This is a genomic window from Fodinibius sp. GM108, assembly GCF_058386985.1.
Genome location: NZ_JBYEIR010000006.1, coordinates 43,599 through 60,568, shown reverse-complemented (window position 1 = coordinate 60,568; position 16,970 = coordinate 43,599). Strand labels below are relative to the sequence as shown.

General features: G+C 42.6%; 17 protein-coding genes. 9 read left to right on the top strand and 8 right to left on the bottom strand.

Annotation, left to right across the window (positions count from 1 at the left end; all coding sequences use genetic code 11):
• Positions 1 to 374: 374 nt before the first annotated feature.
• Together ACT3ID_RS12130 and ACT3ID_RS12125 are read right to left on the bottom strand one after the other, a co-directional pair.
• Positions 375 to 707, bottom strand: a complete 333-nt coding sequence (locus ACT3ID_RS12130; RefSeq protein ID WP_491542308.1) for a hypothetical protein — start codon at positions 705 to 707, stop codon at positions 375 to 377.
• A gap of 2 nt (positions 708 to 709) precedes the next feature.
• Positions 710 to 946: a hypothetical protein gene (locus ACT3ID_RS12125; RefSeq protein WP_491542307.1), complete on the bottom strand. Its 237-nt coding sequence runs from the start codon at positions 944 to 946 to the stop codon at positions 710 to 712.
• Positions 947 to 1,111: 165 nt separating this feature from the next.
• Between ACT3ID_RS12125 and rlmB the strand changes: the two genes are divergently transcribed.
• The 3 genes from rlmB to ACT3ID_RS12110 all read left to right on the top strand — a co-directional run bounded on the left by rlmB (position 1,112) and on the right by ACT3ID_RS12110 (position 2,795).
• Positions 1,112 to 1,858: a 23S rRNA (guanosine(2251)-2'-O)-methyltransferase RlmB gene (gene rlmB / locus ACT3ID_RS12120; protein WP_491542306.1), complete on the top strand. Its 747-nt coding sequence runs from the start codon at positions 1,112 to 1,114 to the stop codon at positions 1,856 to 1,858.
• Between the two features lie 125 nt (positions 1,859 to 1,983).
• Positions 1,984 to 2,607, top strand: coding sequence for a hypothetical protein (locus ACT3ID_RS12115; protein WP_491542305.1), 624 nt, complete (start codon positions 1,984 to 1,986; stop codon positions 2,605 to 2,607).
• Positions 2,604 to 2,795, top strand: coding sequence for a hypothetical protein (locus tag ACT3ID_RS12110; protein ID WP_491542304.1), 192 nt, complete (start codon positions 2,604 to 2,606; stop codon positions 2,793 to 2,795). The genes ACT3ID_RS12115 and ACT3ID_RS12110 overlap by 4 nt, the downstream gene beginning before the upstream one ends.
• A 210-nt stretch (positions 2,796 to 3,005) precedes the next feature.
• On the opposite strand, the gene ACT3ID_RS12105 is transcribed toward ACT3ID_RS12110, so the two are convergent.
• Both ACT3ID_RS12105 and ndk read right to left on the bottom strand, forming a co-directional pair.
• A complete protein-coding gene (locus ACT3ID_RS12105; RefSeq protein ID WP_491542303.1) occupies positions 3,006 to 4,247 on the bottom strand; it encodes an exo-beta-N-acetylmuramidase NamZ family protein in 1,242 nt (413 codons plus the stop codon).
• Positions 4,248 to 4,401: 154 nt separating this feature from the next.
• Entirely contained in the window at positions 4,402 to 4,833 is a 432-nt protein-coding gene (gene ndk, locus ACT3ID_RS12100) for a nucleoside-diphosphate kinase (protein WP_491542302.1), read from the bottom strand.
• A 131-nt stretch (positions 4,834 to 4,964) separates the two neighbouring features.
• On the opposite strand from ndk, the gene ACT3ID_RS12095 reads away from it, so the two are divergent.
• From ACT3ID_RS12095 to ACT3ID_RS12085, 3 genes are all read left to right on the top strand, one after another.
• On the top strand, positions 4,965 to 6,812 hold the full coding sequence (locus tag ACT3ID_RS12095) for an adenylate/guanylate cyclase domain-containing protein (protein ID WP_491542301.1): 1,848 nt from the start codon (positions 4,965 to 4,967) through the stop codon (positions 6,810 to 6,812).
• Between the two features lie 153 nt (positions 6,813 to 6,965).
• Positions 6,966 to 7,418: a methylglyoxal synthase gene (locus ACT3ID_RS12090; RefSeq protein ID WP_491542544.1), complete on the top strand. Its 453-nt coding sequence runs from the start codon at positions 6,966 to 6,968 to the stop codon at positions 7,416 to 7,418.
• Positions 7,415 to 9,496 (top strand): thioredoxin domain-containing protein, encoded by a 2,082-nt coding sequence (locus tag ACT3ID_RS12085; RefSeq protein ID WP_491542300.1) that lies wholly within the window; start codon positions 7,415 to 7,417, stop codon positions 9,494 to 9,496. Before ACT3ID_RS12090 ends, ACT3ID_RS12085 begins: the two co-directional genes overlap by 4 nt.
• 244 nt (positions 9,497 to 9,740) lie before the next feature.
• On the opposite strand, the gene ACT3ID_RS12080 is transcribed toward ACT3ID_RS12085, so the two are convergent.
• The gene (locus ACT3ID_RS12080) at positions 9,741 to 10,748 is read right to left on the bottom strand and encodes a metallophosphoesterase (protein WP_491542299.1); all 1,008 of its coding nucleotides are present in this window, start codon (positions 10,746 to 10,748) and stop codon (positions 9,741 to 9,743) included.
• A 280-nt stretch (positions 10,749 to 11,028) separates the two neighbouring features.
• Between ACT3ID_RS12080 and ACT3ID_RS12075 the strand changes: the two genes are divergently transcribed.
• Both ACT3ID_RS12075 and ACT3ID_RS12070 read left to right on the top strand, forming a co-directional pair.
• A complete protein-coding gene (locus tag ACT3ID_RS12075) occupies positions 11,029 to 11,646 on the top strand; it encodes a sigma-70 family RNA polymerase sigma factor (RefSeq protein ID WP_491542298.1) in 618 nt (205 codons plus the stop codon).
• A complete protein-coding gene (locus ACT3ID_RS12070; protein ID WP_491542297.1) occupies positions 11,639 to 12,484 on the top strand; it encodes an anti-sigma factor in 846 nt (281 codons plus the stop codon). Before ACT3ID_RS12075 ends, ACT3ID_RS12070 begins: the two co-directional genes overlap by 8 nt.
• Positions 12,485 to 12,562: 78 nt before the next feature.
• Here the strand turns inward: ACT3ID_RS12070 and ACT3ID_RS12065 are convergent, their stop codons facing one another.
• From ACT3ID_RS12065 to ACT3ID_RS12055, 3 genes are all read right to left on the bottom strand, one after another.
• Positions 12,563 to 13,318 carry a hypothetical protein gene (locus ACT3ID_RS12065; protein ID WP_491542296.1) on the bottom strand — a complete coding sequence of 252 codons (756 nt, stop codon included), beginning with the start codon at positions 13,316 to 13,318 and terminating at the stop codon, positions 12,563 to 12,565.
• Between the two features lie 132 nt (positions 13,319 to 13,450).
• The gene (gene mnmA, locus ACT3ID_RS12060; protein ID WP_491542295.1) at positions 13,451 to 14,581 is read right to left on the bottom strand and encodes a tRNA 2-thiouridine(34) synthase MnmA; all 1,131 of its coding nucleotides are present in this window, start codon (positions 14,579 to 14,581) and stop codon (positions 13,451 to 13,453) included.
• Between the two features lie 156 nt (positions 14,582 to 14,737).
• A complete protein-coding gene (locus tag ACT3ID_RS12055; RefSeq protein WP_491542294.1) occupies positions 14,738 to 15,235 on the bottom strand; it encodes an HNH endonuclease in 498 nt (165 codons plus the stop codon).
• Between the two features lie 386 nt (positions 15,236 to 15,621).
• Here ACT3ID_RS12055 and ACT3ID_RS12050 point away from each other — a divergent pair, with 386 nt between their 5' ends.
• Positions 15,622 to 16,929, top strand: a complete 1,308-nt coding sequence (locus tag ACT3ID_RS12050; protein WP_491542293.1) for a Glu/Leu/Phe/Val family dehydrogenase — start codon at positions 15,622 to 15,624, stop codon at positions 16,927 to 16,929.
• The last annotated feature ends 41 nt before the right edge of the window (positions 16,930 to 16,970 follow it).

The window sequence follows — 16,970 nt, the reverse complement described above, 5'->3', positions numbered from 1 at the left end:
GAAAAGCCTAACCCGCATTTTTCAGTGGTATTCATTTATAAATTCTATCTTAAATATTATAACACACTTTTCTCAAAATTATAGTGTTCAAATAATCACAGTTGTATAGCATCGAAATTTTGCTCGTGTGTTGCTACAAGTCAATGCCCCGGTCAACGCACACAAGTAAACACAGCACTATTGACTGAGTATTACCCAGAGACAAGTTACTTGAGAGCTTTACAAATGCGATGTCACCTGTCCGCCGGCTGGCGGATCAAGGTCTGGTGCAAAACTTCCATTTGGAGCTTCAAAAGAGCGACTGCTTACAGATGCTGAAACAAGTTTAGCATGACATTGTGGGGTGTGAAGCTCTCTTTTGCAAGGTTAGCGGGCTAACTCTCATGCTGAACTTTCCATCTCAGATATTCCACTAATTCATCTATCTGGTTTTTCTGATAAAAAATTAATCCCACATTAATCAGAAAAACTGCAAAAATGATTAAGAAAAATGTTTGGCTCAGCTGCGTAATATCAAAGTAAAAAGAATACCCGAAAAACAGGATAGCTGCTAAATTGACTGCCAACTGAATCCATTTATTGCGCTTCTTCTTATGGAGGGCTTCGATCTGTTCGTCAGCCGCAAGAGAGAGTTCATCTTTTTTGAGATGAACCGTTAAATAAGATTGCAATTTTTCTTGTTTATCCGGATCACTAAAGTCGGTCATTTTTAATTTTTGGCTTTCATCACCCGCCTTACAGCGTTGCGTTTCAGAGAATTATAGTTACTGGATTTTGCGCGTATAATATACACAAGATATGATCCAATGATAGTTGCTAAACTACCCAGAAATATAAAAAATCCAGATAACCACATCGGCTGAATTAATCCCAAAAAAGATGCCACCAAGATGCACAGACCCATTACTATTTGGCTGATAGCACCAAGCAGTTGCAAAATCCTCATAGAGTGCATCTGTTTAATGAATCTTTCGACCCCCGATTTCTGTGAGGAATCTTGTATATTTGATGACTCTGAGGATGATGACTTTTGATTTCGATACATAATAAATCCCCTTTTTGCTTGGACCTGATAAAAATATAACGCAAAAAAATTCTTGATCAATCCGATATGACTGAAAACGACACAAATAATTTTATCTATGGCCGCAATCCAGTAGAAGAAGCACTGCGAAACGAGGCAGAGCGGATTGAAAAAATTTTTGTCAGAAAGTCGGTCCGCAATTCTCAACTCACTGATCTGTTCGATTTAGCATCGCAGCACCGAATACCAATTTCACATGTACCGGGCTCCAAACTTCACCAGTTGGTGGGAGACGTCAACGATCAGGGTGTAGTCGCTCAGATGAGCAAGATATCATATGAAGATCTGGAAACCTGGCTTGATACCATCGATACATCAACCTATCCAGCCGTCCTGTTGATTGATGAAATCACTGACCCGGGAAATTTAGGAGCCATACTTCGCACAGCAGCAGCTGCGGGCATTTCGGCTGTACTTGTCCCCAAACACCGGCAGGCGCCGATCAATGCCACAGTATATAAAACATCAGCTGGTACGGCAGGACGTATCCCGGTCGTGCGGGCCGGGAACCTCAATCAGGCTATCATGAAACTTAAGGATGAGGGATTCTGGATTGGCGGACTTGATATGGGGGGCGATCAACTGCTTTGGGATTTAGAGGTAGATAGACCATTAGCGTTTGTTGTCGGTAATGAGGAAAGTGGCATCAGCCAAAAGACACTCGAGCACTGTGACTACACTTTTCGTATCCCGATGAAGAACGATGTAGAATCACTTAATGCTTCAGTAAGTGCAGCGTTGCTGTGCTACGAATGGAATCGCAAAAGTGAATAAGATCCTGTCTGTCATAAGCAGATTATATGCCTATCAATCTGATTTACATCCTTCTTTTACAGGCACTCATCTGGGGCATAGTTCGCAGTTTACCCAACTCAGATCCACTTAATCAAAAACAATGGATGATCGTAGCTGTGACAGGCCTTCTTTTGGGTATTTTGATGGACCTCCTATTTGGTGCTTTCGGCATCTTTTTTTACTTGCCCGATGGCCCCTCCGCTTCTCCGGTTGCAGCACATAGCCTTGATATCTATCTGTTATTAATAAATGCTTTTTTCTCCTATGGAATAGCAGCAGCAACCTTCGCCCTGGTATTTGATTCTTTAGCAGTTAGTTACGAAAAATCAACGGCACTATGGTTAATTTTTCTGGGGCTTGCAGTCAATGCAGGAATACTGGGCGTAATATTTTCACCGGAACAAAGCATTGCATTGTTGGTTTCGTGGGGGCTGGTAATTGTATCAACCGGTGAATGTGTGCTAATGTTGAATAATCGCGCGGGTCCACTGATCGCCTTCTTATCTCGAAAGACCTACATCCCCTTTTTAAAACTCTGGGTGTTTAGTGTAGTTATAGGTACCAGCTACGAATTTGCCAATTTAATTTTCCCCTTCTGGATTTGGCTCCCCAATTCTGATTTTTCACAAACTTTCCTGCGACTACTAATGATTATAGCGGGGTATTTTGCTCTATTTCATCCTATATCAATAGTATGGACTTTATTTAACCCAAAGAGAAAAAGATGAACTTGAATCGTGATAGAGTTTTTGTGCTGGTTTCAACCTTTCTTGCCGTACAAAAAGAGTGCGAAGTGAATTTGAGAGAGGAACCTGTCCTCATCCAGGGATACGGCACAAGCCTCTATCTTTTCTCCACAAATCTGAAGATGAATCATCAGGCTAAGAAGCAAAAAACCGAAGCTCACTTTAAGTGAGCTTATTGTAAAATTCTTAGCCCACGATTCATCCGCGGGTAAAAGTTTTCTATAGGTATTTACATTCCCAAGCAGGAGTTTGGAATGAGATAAGTTCTGCTTAATTAAGTTGCTACACAGCTTAGCAACAGGACTTTTCTATGCTATTAATTTCATTTTGCAATAGACCCTAAAAATAAATTCAGGTTGACACAAGATTAAATAAAACATCTACTCATACAACAAATACTGTTCTCGAGCTTCTGCAAACTCTTCAGCTGTCTTATCCCAATTATTCTTGTAACCTTCATTATCCAACTGCTCCAGGAAATCCGCTTTGTCGACTCCGCTCAATCGCTGAATAAAGTCGTTAAGCTCTGCATCCGGCGTAGCATCCATCATTGCAGCCATCAGCTCAACTCCCAGTTTAACGGGATCAAACCTGCTGAAGTCGGTAACCTGTATTTCAACTCCATGACATCGCTCTCCCTCGAACTTGGGATTTGGAGCTTTGCCGGGCATTGATTCAGGAATAAATGAAATCCGCTCGATGTTAACACCCGCAAATTTTCGACGGAGCGGTGCTATATGAGAGGTTGTCAGCTTTGTTCCCGGAGCACCAATCTTTAAAAAAGGATCCGAAGTACCTCGTCCCTCAGAAATATTTGCACCCTCAAAAAGCACGGTCCCCAAATAAACGAATGCATGCTCAAAAGTAGGTAGATTGGGCGAAGGCGGAATCCATTCCAGACCAGTATCGGGCCACAGCATTGACCGCTGCCACCCTTCCATCGGTACTACTTTAATATCCGCATCGGAAGCATTATCAATCCACTGCTCTCCTACCATCATTTTAGCCAGTTCGCCGAGTGTCATACCGTGGGCCATAGGGATGGGATAAGCACCTACAAACGACTCGTGCTGAGGTTCCAGCATCCAGCCAGAGATGTAATTTCCCCCGGCCGGGTTCGGCCGATCCAGCACCCAAACAGCAACATCTTCATGAGCCGCCGCTTCTATGATATTTCCCATTGTAGCATTGTAGGTGTAAAAACGGGCGCCTACATCCTGCATATCAAAAAGAAGCAGATCCACTTCCTCCAGCATTTCGGGAGTAGGAGTCCTCGTTTCGCCGTACAGTGAGAATACCGGCAATCCCGTCGCCTGATCGACTCCATCCTCGATTTTTTCGCCGGCCCCGACATCACCCCGGAAACCGTGCTCGGGTGCAAAAAGAGCCGTTACATTTACATCCCGAGCCATCAGTGTATCCAGCATATGCGAATTCCCTACCCGTGCTGTAGGATTCATAACCAATCCCACTCTTTTGCCTTCCAATTCATCGAGATGGTTATCAAGCAACACCTCAGCTCCTACTTTTACAGTTCGTTCTGTTTGTGGAAACATCGATGAATCACATCCCGTAACTAAGAAAATAAAACTGCAGATAAGAAAAAGGAGATTACTTCGCATAGGCTGGCTTTTTATTATAATTGCAGCGTAATGTTTTAATTTCGCCCGACAAAAGGGAGAGAAGTCATATTTCAGTTAAGAAGCGATTAAGAAGCTCCTCTCCCCCTAATGTTAGGGAGAGGATAGGTGTAGGTCAATAAGGACTTAAATAAGCTTACGATTTATTTGCCACGACTTCGGCTTCGCTAAAAAAGAATGCCGCTTCTTTTCGTCCGTTTTCTACAGAATCAGAGCCGTGGATAATATTTTCACCCACGCTGTCAGCAAAATCAGCTCTGATTGTCCCTTTTTCGGCTTCGTTGGGATCAGTGGCCCCGATAAATTCACGAAAATCTTCGATGGCATTTTCTTTTTCTAAAATCATAGGCACGCAGGGACCACTGGACATAAATTCAACCAAATCATCGAAAAATGGTCGCTCTTTATGCACGGCATAAAATCCGCCGGCCGTATCTTCTGTCAGGCGTGTCATTTTCATCGCCACGATACGAAAGCCAGCTTCCTGTATCCGCCGGGTAACTTCGCCAATGAGCTTTTTTCGCACACAATCTGGTTTCAAGATGGTAAGAGTTCGTTCAACAGCCATAAATAATTATTAAAGATTTGTAACAATTAGTGGTTTCAATTCTCTTGTTAGTAAAGGACGCTAAATATAAAACATACATTTTTAATTACCGAAGTGAATTAGCGGCCAACTTTTAAGAGAATCAGGGATCAATGTTCAAACAAGAGCCAATACATATTTTGTGGCAGTGGCAGCTTAAATCTACGCCTGAAGAGTTGTGGCCGCTGATTACTGATACAAATCAGTTATTTAAAGATATCCGGCAACCGAGTATTCAATCCGCACATCTTTCCAATAATGTTGAACCGGGGTTCATTCAGCTATCCTATAACGGCATTAATCGATACGAAGTTTGGGAAGAAGAACCTTATGAATGGGAATATCCCTTTCGCTTTGGGGTAAAAAGACATTACCAAACGGGACCATACAAGGACTTAAGGATTCTGATCGATCTTCAACCAAATAAGAATGGTACACAAATAAAAGTTGAGCTACAGGCCAAACCCAGAATTAGCATTTTATCACTGCTGACAACACTGAAATTAAAAACGCTTGTCAAAAAACGGCTAAAAAATACGATTTATAATTATGATCAAACTGCCCTTAAAGGGGAAATGCTATACCAGTCAGCAAAAGAGAAAAAGCTGGTGCGTGGCGGTCAACAACGCCTGCAACAAATTCTGGAAAAGCTTTATAACAGCGATGTATATGGTCATATCCTTGAAAAGATCGTTGACTATATTCGTCGGGCTGACGACTTAAAGCTAAAACGAATACATCCTTACGAATTAGCCGACCAATGGGGAGTTTCACGTAAACATGTATTGGAAGTATTTCTTTACGCCGCCCAGGCTGATCTGCTGAATTTTAACTGGGATCTCCACTGCCCTCATTGTCGCAACCTACAGCACTCGGTAAAAACCCTGAACCAAATTCACGAGCCCATCTATTGTGATGATTGTGAGCAGGATTTCAAAGTAAATTTTAACAAAACAATCCGGCTTACCTTTTCACCAAATCCGCTTGTGCGTAAAATCGACCGCGCCCGATACAGCATGCGCGACCCCGGCTCAAAATCACATATTTTTGTGCAACAGTACCTGCGTCCGGGCGAAGACAGGTTTCTCAAGATCAATCTACCTGTAGGTACATATATTTTGCGATCAAGTAAATCCAAGGGATCGGCCACGATACATGTCAGTAAAGAAGGCAGTGAAACCGTACATATCGAACTCCATTCAAAAGGTCTGAGCGGAGAAGAAGCACACATAGTGCAATCTCCGAATCTTAGTCTTAAAAACAGTAGTTCTCACACACAGATGATTACTCTCGAGAAAAAATCCTGGAGCAATCAGTCTGTTAGCGCAGCTGAGGCTACATCTATGCAACTATTTCGCGATCTTTTTTCAGACGAAGTGCTTAAAAAAGGTGAGAAAATATCGGTTGACAATCTAACATTTATGTTTACCGATCTCTTTGATTCAACCGGCATGTATAATGAAGAGGGGGACGACAAGGCTGTCGGGCAGGTTATCAATCACTTTGAAATTTTGCAGCATGCTGTGGCTTGCGAAGATGGTGCGATCGTTAAAACGATCGGTGATTCCGTGATGGCTGTTTTCTGTGAGCCGGATCAGGCTTTCCGCGCTTATCTACACGCTCAGCAGATGTTAGATGAAGATGATCAGTTCAAAAATGAACTACAGCTTAAGGCCGGTATTCATCACGGAAGCTGTGTAGCTGCGAATCTTAACAGTCGTATCGACTATTTTGGCGCCACCGTTAATATTGCTTCACGTTTTGTGGATTTTGCAAGTGAGAATGAGGTCATTATCTCTGAACAAACGTTTGCTGATCACAATCTCAATAAAGCTCTCAATGGGCATCAAACAAAAAGTACCATCAAAAACATCAGTACCCGACTCAAAGGATTTGACAAGGAGTCATTCTCAATAAAGCGTATTAAAATTGATAACTCTCCTCTCCGTCTGGCGATATAGTTATTAAAATTATCATTTGAGAGCCATCCATTCTTACCGTAGCTTAACTGAGTGACAGATATTTCTGTCTATTCATAAAATATTATCAAACTATATTCCAGAATGAGCAGCTACAAAAATTCCGATCCACCGATTGCACACGGTTCCAAGGTAATGAAAAGACAAAAACGTATAGCACTGATCGCCCATGATCACCGCAAGTCAGATCTCATCGACTGGTGTGAATTCAATGCCGGGTCACTATCCAAACACAAACTTTTTGGCACGGGAACAACAGGCACGATGATTGCCGACCAAGTTGGTCTTGATGTAACGGCATTTAACAGTGGGCCTCTGGGCGGTGACCTCCAGATTGGAGCTGCCATTTCGGAAAACAAAATTAACATGATGATATTTTTCTGGGATCCGCTGCAAGCCCAGCCCCACGATGTCGATGTCAAGGCCCTTCTGCGGATTGGCGTGCTTTATAACATTCCCATAGCCAATAACAGAGCATCCGCTGATTTTATGATTTCCAGCGATCTTATGGACAAGGAATATAATCGTTTTCTCGTTGATTATAGTCAACGTTTTTCTAAAGATATCAAGAACAAGGATACGTCATGACTACTTCTGAGCAAAACCGGCTGGCTGATGAATCGAGTCCTTACTTGTTACAACATGCAGAGAATCCCGTAGATTGGTACCCTTGGTGCGATGAAGCCTTTGAAAAAGCGCGCCGTGAAGATAAACCAGTGCTGGTTTCAATCGGCTATGCTACCTGCCACTGGTGTCATGTTATGGCCCATGAGTCTTTTGAAGATGATGAAATCGCTCGACTCATGAACGAGGCTTTTGTCAATATTAAAGTGGATCGCGAAGAGCGCCCCGATATTGACAATACCTATATGATGGTCTGCCAAATGCTTACCGGCAGCGGAGGCTGGCCGCTCAATGTTTTTTTAACTCCGGATAAAAAACCATTCTATGCAGCCACGTATATTCCCAAAACAGGGCGCCAGGGGCGGCCGGGTATGCGGGAGCTCATTCCGTGGATTTCACAAATATGGGAAAATGAGCGAGAAAAAATTGACAACTCATCCGATGAAATAATTGATGCCTTTCAGAAGTCAAACCAGTTTGAAGGCGGAGATCAGCTGAACCAAACTCACCTGGAAAAAGCTTATTCTCAATACAAACAAAAATTTGATGAAACCTATGGCGGCTTTGGGTCATCCCCCAAATTCCCCAGTCCGCATAACCTGATGCTGTTACTTCGCTATGCTGAAAACCATGAGGATTCAGATGCCCTTCAAATGGTTGATAAAACACTCACGCAGATGCGAAGGGGCGGTATTTTTGATCATATCGGATGGGGATTTCACCGCTATTCGACTGACCGTGAGTGGCTTGTCCCCCATTTCGAAAAGATGCTATACGATCAGGCATTGCTACTGATGACCTACACTGAAGGCTGGCAACTGACAGGGAATGAACTCTTCAAACAAACAGCAGATGAAATAGTCTCTTATCTCTTGCGCAAGATGCAGGATGAGAATAACGGGTTTTACTCGGCCGAAGATGCTGACAGTGAAGGCGAAGAGGGTAAATTTTATGTTTGGAGCGTTTCGGAAATCCGGGATCTATTGCCCATGGCGGAGGCGGAGCTGGCTATCGAGGTTTTTAACTTTACTGAAGAAGGCAATTATGAAGATGAGTCCACGGGACGTCGTACCGGTAAGAACATCCCACATCTAAAAAAACCAATGGATGAGCTTGCCCGTGAACGTGATATGGATGAGGAACAACTGCGGTCAACACTTGAAGAGATTCGTCAAAAGTTGCTGAATGCCCGACAGGGCCGCGTGCATCCCCTGCTTGACGATAAAATCCTCACCGACTGGAATGGATTGACGATTGCAGCTCTTGCCAAAGCCGGACGTGTTTTTGATGATGAAAACTATATAAAACAGGCCGAATTGTGTTGGCAATTCATTTCATCTCATATGATTACTGAGGATAATATACTCAAACACCGCTACCGAAACGGCGACGTAGCCATTGACGCTCACGCCGATGATTATTCGTTTTTGATCTGGGGACTGATTGAACTTTATGAAACCACATTCAAGACTGAGTATCTAGAGAAGGCGATTTCTCTTAACCAACAGTTTATTGATCACTTTTGGGATGATGAAAATGCAGGCTTTTTCTTCACTTCGGAATCGGCTGAAGAACTGCTGGGACGAAAAAAAGAGATCTATGACGGTGCTATGCCTTCGAGTAATTCCGTGGCGATGATGAACTTGCTCCGGCTGGGTCGCATAACCGGTAACACAGAATGGGAACAGATGGCTGAAAAGGCGCAACAGCTATTTTCCAAAGAGATAACAAACGCTCCCACAGGGTTTGGGGCCGCACTACAGAGCGTTGATTTTACGAGTGGTAATTCACAAGAGATCATCATTGCAGGAAATCCCAATGATTCGGTAACACGATTAATGCTGAAAAATCTTCACGATCAGTTCTTACCTCGTGCACTCATCCTGCTGAATGATCCCGAAGATGATAAAATCAAAGAACTGGTTTCTTATCTGTCGGATTTTGACATGCAGAATGGAAAATCAACAGCCTATGTATGCCAGAATTATAGCTGTGAACTGCCTGTAACAGATCCTGAAAAAATGATGGAGCTGATTGAGTGATTTTTCTATGACCAGGATAATTTGCCTCAAAACTCATAACCGCAGAGGAATCAGAGGACCGCTGAAGTTATCCTGAGATACTATACTCTGTAGTTAATCCAACTGATTTTTATACTAACAGAAATTAATAGGAGATGGCAATGTTTTCGCAAATATAATTATCCTATCCTCTGTGGTTACCTCCGCGTAACTCTGCGGTTCTTAACAATAGAATTGAGAAAGCTTCCCCTGAAAAATTACCAGATTATTCAGCTTCCAATGTAATCACAGAAATATTGGGCGGTGCATTATAGCGGATGGGTGCAAGAGTAAATCCCAGACCATTATTGACATTTATTGGTAATCCTTCTTCCTCATAAAACCCCTGGACATACTCTGTTTCTCGTTCAGAGGCCGAAAAGCTCATTCCCATAAACGGCACGCGCACCTGTCCCCCGTGGGTATGTCCGGCAAGGATTATATTATAACCATTATCTCGGGCACTGGTTATTAAATGATCCTTTACCTGGTGAGATGCAAATATTTTTAACGATACACCCCTGGCACTGCTGGTAAGTGAATCAACGACTTCGGGATCAGAGTCTTTGCTGTAAACTTCGGTGACGCCAGTAATTGCAGCTTGCAAAGAAGTGTCGATATCCACGATGTGATTTTCATCCTGCAGAAGCGGAATACCCTGCTCCTTCAGCGCCGGCTCTATATGTTCGAGGCCCGCCCAGTAATCATGATCGCCAACTACAGCATACGTACCGTACTTTGACTGGATCTTTCCAAACTCCTCGGCAGACATTTCGATAAAATCGGTACCGTATGATATTAAATCACCGGTAAAGATTATCAGATCAGCATTCTGCTCATTTACTTTTTGAATATACCGAGCTATTTGCTCGCGGCCGGTATACTCATCACCCTGAATATCGGAAATGTGAACAATCTTGAAACCTTCTAATTCTGACGGCAACCGATCAACCTCAAGAATAATGTTTTCTGTTTCAATCTTGGTTGTATCACTGTACACTTTGAACCCTGTAAAGCAGAATACCAGCACAATAATAAGGACAACAGCCTGTGCGTGAATTTGGGCAATTCGCTTCTGATCCCACGGGGAAAAACGAGTCATTAGTTTGATAACATCTGCCAAAATTACCCAAGTCACCAACTGAAAAACGAACACCAATCCAAACCAAAACCAGTAAGTAAGCAGTTTGGGATATTTAAGTACCTCGATATCTTCGCTGATATAGAAATCCACAAGACCGATAATCGGAAATAAATAAAAGGAAAAAAGTAGTATTGGGGGCAGTGTTTTTGTCCATCTCTTACGCGAAACAAATTGCCGAAATATATAATACAATCGAAATGAGAGATAAAGTACGGCTGGTGTCATCAAGACAGACACCAACAGTGTCATTCTAAAAAGCCAGGGCACTACTCAAATAGTTTAAAAGTTCTTATTATATTTTTGATGGACTTAGCCTAATGGAAATTCAGGATTTCTACAAGTCCCTTTTTTGATTCGAAAACCAATTTAAATGGTGTATTGGGGTAAGAGGAATATTAATCTCACTACGTTCGCTATGTTTGCAGACTTTGAAAATATGCCCCACCGCGATTCTAATGATGAAATAGAGTTGATGAGACGCATTAAAGCTCGTGAAGAAGAAGCACTATTGGAGTTGTATGATCTTTACAGCGGACTGTTATTTGGGATGATCATGTCCATTGTAAAGAAACGTGAGAAAGCTGAAAAATTGCTTGAGGATATTTTTGTGACTGTCTGGAATAACGCCGACTCATTCAACGAAGAGCGTGGCAATGTTTTTATTTGGATGGTATCCTTGGCACGCAATCATACCATCAATAATATCAGACCTGCAACAACGAATACAGTATCGCTTTTGTCAGCAGACGATACTCATGACCCGATGAGAACAACTATCTTTTCAGACCGGACCGAACTAGTTAAAAAGGCGTTGCATGAAATTCCCGAAGAGCAGAGCGAAATTATAAAAATTGCATCCTACAGAGGTCTTACCCAATCAGAAATTGCCGATCATCTAAACACCACAATTGATACCGTTAAAACCCGCTTGCGCAATGGAGTAAAAAATTTAAAACGTATCATGGGAGATTATATATCCAATGGCTAGTGAAAATTCGTATAACGAAAAATTCGAGCAGCTCTGTGCGGGTTATGTGTTGCATACCCTCGATAATGCCGAACGGCAGGAGTTTGAGCAGATGCTCAAGGATGCCTCTGAACAAGAACGTGCACTCTACCAAAGTATGCACTCGGCTGCTAATCAGCTGGCATTTACCGTCAAAGGTAATGAGCCTGACCCAGCTGTAAAAGAGCAGCTGATATCCCACATACGTTCTGGCGACCAGGAACTAGAGCAGCAAGATACCTCCGCGGCATCCGAAATCAGCAAAGAAACGGAAGAGCCAAAAGATGGTTTCGACTGGTTTTCTTTTGCCATTGCTGCTTCATTTGCCCTGCTTATAATTACGCTGAGTCTCATTTTTTATTCCTTTAATCTAAACTCCGAAGTCAACGAACTGGAGTCTCAAATTGAACAACAGGAAAGTCAAATTACAGAACTCGAAAACGATCTGCGCGAAAAAGAACAGATACTGAACATCATAGGTAACCCTGAAATTGACATTGTTGAACTAGCTGGTATGGAAGCAAATCCCAACGGTTACGGGAAGATTATTTGGAATAACGAAAATCAACAAATGGTACTTCAGGCTTCAAATCTGCCTGCACTTTCTCAAGGGAGAGTATATCAGCTGTGGGCGCTTACTCCAGACGATCCTGTAAATGCGGGTGTTTTCACTGTTAACGAGGAAACCAATAATTTTTACCGGATTGAATTAACCTCTGATATCTTACAATCAGTGAATGGTTTTGCCGTCACTATGGAGCCGGAAGGCGGCAGTCAACAACCCACTGGCGATATGTATCTGATGGGGAATGTGGAGTGAGCCAGTAAGATGGTAGAAAGTAAAAAGTAGAAGGTACAGCAGCATTTATTTAGCAGCTGTAATACTCTCTACCTTATACTAATTCTGACTCATCTGCTGGAAAAGGTAGTCCTGAAAACTAAGAACCTGAACACCTGACGGTATCTGCACCATTGCTTTTGCTACAGGCGATTCGTTAATCGTATTTGCTTCCAGGCGTGATATCATTTTATCATTACGGAATACATCCACTTTCACCGGGAAATAGTTTTCCTTAAAAACCAGATCAGTCGGAAAACTGCTGACTATATTTTGAGCACTCCCACTCCACGGTTCCGCAAGCATACCCCAATTCATTTCGACATCCTTGGTCATCCAAACTTCGGTGTATTCATTTTCTTTATCTTCATCTCTGAATATAAACTTTTCGGAATTATATCCCTGGATCACCGCCTTTTCACTCGTGCGTTCATATGCTATATCCTCTCCCTTATCAGCAACTTGTTTGGTCGATCCATTGCCATTTTCAAACATCTGCATTAATGAAGTTATATCTGATTTAGAGATCTTGAGCGCTTTGTCTTCTCCGGTCAAAAAAACAAAATCCTCAAAATCCAGGCGTACCAGCACTCCTTCTGTCTGTATAGACCCCATAAAGTCATATTTCTTTTCACCTTGTAGTAAGATCCGGTTCGGCGTTACATACATGGTAAACTCGTCCTGCTTTTGTTCATTTCCGTCGGATGAATACTCGTAACTGTTGTATGTAATTTGACCTTCAAATTGTGCGGAGGCGGGCTGTGTGAAACAAGCGACCACAACAATGGCCGAAAGAAAATATGTTGCTTTTTTCATAAGAGGGAGTCTAATTCATTTTCAATTTATACTACCTTTTGTACATCGCTAGTAAATACAATGTTTCAGACAAAAAGTTAAGCCTGCCTGAATAAACAGACAGGCTCTGGTAACGAGTAATACGATATTAAATTATGCTTCCTGCAGAACGTTGGTATCCACGTTTACCTTGTGGATCCATCCGCCGCCTACAACATCGTCTCCTTCGTAGCAGACTACCGCCTGTCCGGGTGTAATAGCTTCGCGACCTGTGGGGAAATTAACCTCAATCTCATCATCGCCGAGCTGCTTCAACTGCCCTATAACGCCGTCATCGTTGTAACGAATCTTGCCGGTGATCTCCATTTCACCGCCCGGTACTTCGCCATACTTGCTCAGATTGATATTTTTAGCCCGGCAAGTCGTACTTACGAGATCTTCCTTTTCGCCAATGGTAATTACATTGGTTTCGGGATCGATGTCGGTCACATACACTCGTTTGCCGAGTGCCAGATCTAAACCTCGGCGCTGGCCTATGGTGTAGAAGGGGTACCCTTCATGCTCACCGACGATATTCCCGTCCTGATCAACAAACTTGCCACCTTTTACGCGCTCTTCAAGTCCGTCAACGCGATCTTTTAAAAATCGGCGATAGTTATCGTCAGGCACAAAACAGATCTCATACGAATCCGGCTTGTCGGCTACTTTAGTAAGACCAAACTCTTCAGCCAAATCTCGAATTTCAGTTTTTTCATAATTACCAAGCGGAAACTTCGTACGCGCCAGATGTTTTTGCTCTACTCCCCAAAGGGCATATGACTGATCTTTTTTGGGATCCAATCCCTTTGAAATAACATAGCGACCATTTTCTTCGCGTACATTTGCATAATGACCTGTTGCTATAAAATCACAGCCCAAGTTATCAGCCCGACGCAGCAATGCCGCCCATTTGATATGAGTATTACAAAGCACGCAAGGATTGGGGGTACGTCCGTTCATATAGTCATCCACGAAACGGTCGATCACCCAGTCGCCGAACTCGTCACGAATATCAACAATGAAATGCTTGAATCCATGTTTGACAGCAATCTGCCGTGCATCGTTCATAGATTCAAGTGTGCAACAACCGGTTTCTTTATCTGACTTACCGCCTACGCGAGAGTAATCCCACGTTTTCATCGTAATTCCGATGACATCATAGCCTTGTTCTTTGAGCATAACAGCAGCTACGGAAGAATCCACACCTCCGCTCATCGCTACTAGTACTCGTCCTTTGTTACTCATGGTTTTATAAATTTGGGGATACAACTGAACCTTCGAAGATAAGGTTTTTTTATGTATTTGTTGTGAAGAATACTTGGGAATAACGAATCGATGAACAAGGAATTATGAATGTTGATCTTTTTCGAAGCTCATCATTCCTTATTCAAGATTGAAATTCTACATATATAGGTAGGGTTTCCAATCTTCCTGCACGCCTCCCATGATAGACTGCAGAAAGGTGATATGGATTGGACGGAATGGTTTTCGCTTTAGCGGCATATCTGCCTCTTTAGGTGTGCGATTTCCTTTTTTAACGTTGCAATCGTCACATGCCGTTACCAGATTTTCCCACGTATCTCTGCCACCCCGGCTTTTCGGCAATACATGATCAATCGTAAGATTTCGGGACGCCCCACAATACTGGCACTCTTTAGCATCCCTTTTCATAATATTGTGGCGGGATAAAACGATCTTGTTGTATGGAATATTGATATACCGCCTTAACCGAATAACCGAAGGATAAGAGTACTCCTCTGATACTGTCCGGATTTTTCGTTCAGGATAGTCGTGCAACAATTCAGCTTTGTCCAAAAACAGTAACTTCACAGAGCGATGTACGGAACATACACTTAGAGGCTGATAATCTTTATTCAATACAAGAACATTCGCCTTCATAGCATAATATTTTATTTAATGCATATGGTGTGGCACTAAGCCAAAAGTAGATTTTGAAAACTTTAGTGTAGAATCAACATGAAATTTTATTCAAATGCAACACGAAAAGCGGCTTTAAAGTTGTCCGACAGGGATAATCAGGATATTGTGGTATCAAAAAAGAACTCGATGTAATATTATTTATTGATTTTAAAGATGTATAAAATAAAAGTATACACGAAACGATAAAAACCTCAGATAATTATTATAGCCTGGAAATCTTTCCTATATCATCTGACAAATTTTTCATACCTTTTTGCATTCAAAAAAATGGGATTTTGAAATATTAATTGTAATATCAATCCCAGAAAGGAAACAATAAAAGATCTGATTTCTTATCATCATCTATGCCTTACAATAAAAACATGTATACAACCGGTTACTACAAAGAACCCGGTCCCAAGCTCGACGAAGACTCCCCCTTTGAATCTATGATGGAACGGTTTCGGTTTGCAGCTGAAATCCTCGAACTCGATGAAGGTTTGTTCCAATACCTGGCCAGTCCTGTAAAGCAGATTACGGTTTCGATACCTATCGTTATGGACAGCGGTGAAATAAGAGTCTTTGAAGGATATCGTGTTATTCACAACAATCTGCTTGGTCCGTCGAAAGGTGGAATCAGATACGCTCCGGATGTGACACTGCAGGAAGTTAATGCCCTGGCTGCATGGATGACATGGAAATGTGCAATTGTAAACGTACCATTTGGCGGTGCCAAAGGTGGTGTACGATGCGATCCCAATCAACTTTCGAACAGTGAGCTTGAACGACTTACCCGCCGCTACACGGCTAACATGCTCGAGGTTTTCGGTCCCGACCGCGATATTCCCGCCCCAGATATGAATACCAATGAACAGATCATGGCCTGGGTTATGGATACGTACAGCATGAATGCTCACAAGACTGAAACAGCAGTTGTAACCGGTAAACCTATTATTCTGGGCGGCTCACACGGACGCAAGGAAGCAACCGGACGCGGTGTGGTAACGGTCACACTAGCTGCACTAAATAAGGCGGGAATCCTTCCCAATAAATGTTCTGTAGCCGTGCAGGGATTTGGTAATGTAGGTTCCGTAAGCGCAAAACTGATGTACGAGCAAGGGGCAAAAATAATTGCAATAAGCGATATCTCCGGCGGCTACTACAACGAAAATGGCATTAATATCCCCGAAGCTATAGAATACGCCCGAAAAAATAATAATTCACTTGAAGGCTACAGTGAGGCAGAAAAGATCACCAACGAAGAACTGTTGCAGCTAGACTGCGATGTACTTATTCCTGCCGCAAAAGAAGATCAAATAAATCGTCATAATGCTGGTAATATAAATGCGACAATAATTGCTGAAGGGGCAAATGGACCGGTAACTGCTAATGCCGATTCTATTCTGGAAGACAAGGGAATTATGGTAGTTCCCGATATTCTGGCAAACGCCGGCGGTGTTACCGTCTCTTACTTCGAGTGGGTTCAGGACCGTCAGGGGTATTTCTGGACCGAAGAAAGGGTCAACAGACGATTAAACCGTATGATGCGCAGCGCTTTTGACAACCTGTTTGAAGTCCGTAACGATTACGATGTTACTCTGCGACAAGCTGCTTATATCTTTGGCATTAACAAAGTTGCCACTACCTTGAAAATGCGCGGACTCTACGCTTAAAAGTGCCAAGGATCATCATTCTGCTGTAGACACTTTCTTAT

Bases quoted from the DNA above. Each gene is read 5' to 3' on its own strand.
- mnmA (WP_491542295.1), bottom strand. From the start codon at position 14,581: ATGAGTAACAAAGGACGAGTACTAGTAGCGATGAGCGGAGGTGTGGAT.
- ACT3ID_RS12065 (WP_491542296.1), bottom strand. From the start codon at position 13,318: ATGAAAAAAGCAACATATTTTCTTTCGGCCATTGTTGTGGTCGCTTGT.
- ndk (WP_491542302.1), bottom strand. From the start codon at position 4,833: ATGGCTGTTGAACGAACTCTTACCATCTTGAAACCAGATTGTGTGCGA.
- ACT3ID_RS12090 (WP_491542544.1), top strand. From the start codon at position 6,966: ATGAAAAGACAAAAACGTATAGCACTGATCGCCCATGATCACCGCAAG.
- ACT3ID_RS12085 (WP_491542300.1), top strand. From the start codon at position 7,415: ATGACTACTTCTGAGCAAAACCGGCTGGCTGATGAATCGAGTCCTTAC.
- ACT3ID_RS12115 (WP_491542305.1), top strand. From the start codon at position 1,984: ATGATCGTAGCTGTGACAGGCCTTCTTTTGGGTATTTTGATGGACCTC.
- ACT3ID_RS12105 (WP_491542303.1), bottom strand. From the start codon at position 4,247: ATGCGAAGTAATCTCCTTTTTCTTATCTGCAGTTTTATTTTCTTAGTT.
- rlmB (WP_491542306.1), top strand. From the start codon at position 1,112: ATGACTGAAAACGACACAAATAATTTTATCTATGGCCGCAATCCAGTA.
- ACT3ID_RS12050 (WP_491542293.1), top strand. From the start codon at position 15,622: ATGCCTTACAATAAAAACATGTATACAACCGGTTACTACAAAGAACCC.
- ACT3ID_RS12095 (WP_491542301.1), top strand. From the start codon at position 4,965: ATGTTCAAACAAGAGCCAATACATATTTTGTGGCAGTGGCAGCTTAAA.
- ACT3ID_RS12110 (WP_491542304.1), top strand. From the start codon at position 2,604: ATGAACTTGAATCGTGATAGAGTTTTTGTGCTGGTTTCAACCTTTCTT.
- ACT3ID_RS12130 (WP_491542308.1), bottom strand. From the start codon at position 707: ATGACCGACTTTAGTGATCCGGATAAACAAGAAAAATTGCAATCTTAT.
- ACT3ID_RS12125 (WP_491542307.1), bottom strand. From the start codon at position 946: ATGAGGATTTTGCAACTGCTTGGTGCTATCAGCCAAATAGTAATGGGT.
- ACT3ID_RS12075 (WP_491542298.1), top strand. From the start codon at position 11,029: ATGGTGTATTGGGGTAAGAGGAATATTAATCTCACTACGTTCGCTATG.
- ACT3ID_RS12055 (WP_491542294.1), bottom strand. From the start codon at position 15,235: ATGAAGGCGAATGTTCTTGTATTGAATAAAGATTATCAGCCTCTAAGT.
- ACT3ID_RS12070 (WP_491542297.1), top strand. From the start codon at position 11,639: ATGGCTAGTGAAAATTCGTATAACGAAAAATTCGAGCAGCTCTGTGCG.